This window comes from Salinispora cortesiana (genome assembly GCF_000484695.1).
GTDB lineage: Bacteria > Actinomycetota > Actinomycetes > Mycobacteriales > Micromonosporaceae > Micromonospora > Micromonospora cortesiana.
This window is the reverse complement of record NZ_AXVR01000136.1, coordinates 1-2,750: the sequence shown is the minus strand read 5'-3', so window position 1 is coordinate 2,750 and position 2,750 is coordinate 1. Positions and strand designations below refer to the sequence as shown.

General features: G+C 71.7%; 1 protein-coding gene. It reads left to right on the top strand.

Translation table 11 applies throughout. The annotated features are described in order from the left end of the window. Window positions 1–202: 202 nt before the first annotated feature. Window positions 203–2,750 (top strand): MobF family relaxase (gene mobF / locus K228_RS0124415; protein WP_025620716.1); only part of this gene is annotated, 2,548 nt, incomplete at its 3' end.

Below are 2,750 nucleotides of genomic sequence, written 5' to 3'. Positions count from 1 at the left end.
CCCTGCCCTCCCCGGCCGAGCCGGGATGCTGCCCTCCAGGCCCTGACGGGCCTGTTAGGTCAGGCATCCCGGCCGGCCTCACGTTGAGCCCGGCTCCCAAGGTCAAAAGATCTTGAAGTACCAAGGTATCTTGCGATACGAGACTGTCGATCTTGAATGCGTGCAAGATCGGCAAATCGGGATGATCTAGGAGGTGGGGGCGATGGCCTGGGTGACCACGCTCGGCCCCGCCATGCAGCAGATCGACTATCGCCTCAAGTCCGACGCCGGGTGCTCGCTGAGCGCCGACAACGACAGTCAGGTGCAATACCGGCTGGAGTCCGACCGGCCATTGGAGTGGGTCGGCGAGGGCCTGCGCGAGGTCGGCATCGAGCCCGGCAGCGTGCTCGATGAGGCCGGGATCGAGGCCGCGCGGGCGCTCGCCGACGGCCGCGATCCGCGTACCGGTGAGGTCTTGGTGGCCCCGAAAATGGCGGTCCATCCGGAAGCGAAGCTCGACGCGGCGCCGCTTGTGGAGGCGGTCCGGAAGGCCGCCGCGGACGCCGGAATCCCGGTTGCGGGTCTGCTGTCCGAGCCGCGCCAGGTGGCCCGGTATGGGCGTCTGCTACGCGGTGTCGCTCGCGCGGAGGGACGCGCCGGCGGCGCCGGTTCGAGCCCTGAAACGGTGGCGCATCGGGCCCCGGTTCGCGACCTGGAAGCGGTCGCGAAGGCGGCCGGAATCGATCTCGCCGAGGTCTACGACCGTGACCAGCTGGAGCACGCCCGCCGGTTCGCCGATGCCCGGGTGGCGGTCGGAAACCGCGGCTACGACCTCACCTTGGATCTGCCGAAGTCGTACTCGGTGCTGATGGCGATGGCCCCGCCGGAGACGGCCGCGGCGTTGGAGAACACTTACCTGGAAGCGGTCCGTGAAACCGTCACCGCGGTGCAGGGGTGGGCTGGCTACGCGATGCGCGGTCACCACGGCGACGGCCAGCGCGCCGAACGTGTCGATGGGACCGGCCTGCTCGGCTGGATGACGGTGCACCGCACTGCCCGGCCGGTCCCGGGGGCGGCCCCGGATCCGCACTTGCACGCGCACGTCACGCTGCTCAACCTGGTCCGCGGCGTGGACGGTAGATGGTCCACGGTCGGCGCTGGCGGCCGCGACATCCACCGGCACGCGGCCGCGGCCGACGCGTTCATGAAGGCGCGTTTGCGGGAGCTGACCCACCAGCGGTGGGGCATCGGATGGGCCCGCAACGAGCGCACCGGCGCCTGGGAGATTGCGGCCGTGCCGGAGCGGTTGCGTGAGGTCTTCGCGAAGCGATCCGGGCGTGTGGCCGAGCAGCTGCAAGCCGACGGACACGACCCTGAGCAGGCCACGACCGCGCAGGCGAAGCAGGCCGCCGCGAAGTCGCGCGAGGCCAAACTGACGCCCGGCGCGAGTGTGGATCTGCGCGAGGACTGGCACCGCCAGGCCGCCGCCGTGGACGTGGACCCGGCGGCTTTGATGGCCGAGGCGATGCCCGGACCGGGCCGCCCCGCCCCCGAACCGATGCCCGTCGCCGAGGTGGCCGGGCATGTCTTCCGCGCCGAGCAAGGGCTGACCGGGCACCGCAAAGTCACCACGACGGCCGACGTGCTGGCTGCGGTGATGGACGCCCAACCGGGTGGGATCAGCGACCTGCAGCAGGCCGAAACCCTTACCGATCAGGTGCTCGCCGAGCCGGTCGCCGTGTCGCTTCCGCCCGCCGGCGCGGTGCACCTGAGCAACGCCTCCCGCTACACCTCCGTCGACATCGTCGACGCGGAACGCACCGTGCTGACCGCCGCCCGGGACCGGTTCGCCGCCGGGTACGCGGCCGTCGACGCGACGCAGGCCGCGGACGCGATCGGCCTGTTCGAGCTGGGCAACCGCATGACGTTCAGCCCGCAGCAGCGGGCCGTGCTGGACCGGCTGTTGACCGGTGGGCACGGCCTGGACACGGTGATCGGCGCCGCCGGGGCGGGCAAGACCACGCTCATGTCGGCGCTGAGGACCGCGCACGCGCTGGCCGATCACCACGTGGCCGGAGCCGCTACCGCGGCGGTCGCCGCGCAGAACCTGCAACGCGAGGCGCAGATTCCGAGCCGCACCGTGGCGTCCTGGCTGTGGCGGATCGAGCACGGCGAGGGCCTGCGCGGGGTGGACGTGTTGGTGGTCGACGAGGCCGCGATGGTCGACGACCGGGACATGGCCCGGCTGTTGACCGCAGCCGGTCAGAGTGGCACGCAGGTCATCGCGATCGGTGACCCGTTGCAGCTCAAAGCCCCCGGCGTTGGTGGGACGTTCGCCGCCGCGCATGCCCTGGTCGCCGGCCTCGAACTGTCGGAGAACCGCCGCCAGGTCGACACCGACGAGCGCGCCGCCCTGGCGTTGTGGCGCGATGATCAGCGCCGTGCGGCGCTGCGTGCGTGGAACTCCAGCGGCCGGCTACACGTCACCGCCACACCCGAGCAGGCCCGGGAGGCGATCGTCGCCGAGTGGGCGCAGGCCCGCACCAGGTGGGACGACCCGCACGACCGGATCGCGCAACTGCTCTTGCTGGCGCACCGCAACGTCGACGTCGACGACCTCAACGACCGCGCCCGGCAGGCCCGCGTGAGCGCCGGCGAACTCGGCACCGGGCACACGTGGCAACTCGCTGACGGGCGCACTCTCACCCTCGCCGTGGGCGATCAGGTGCTGGCCCGCACCAACAACCGCGATGCCGGGGTGCTCAACGGTC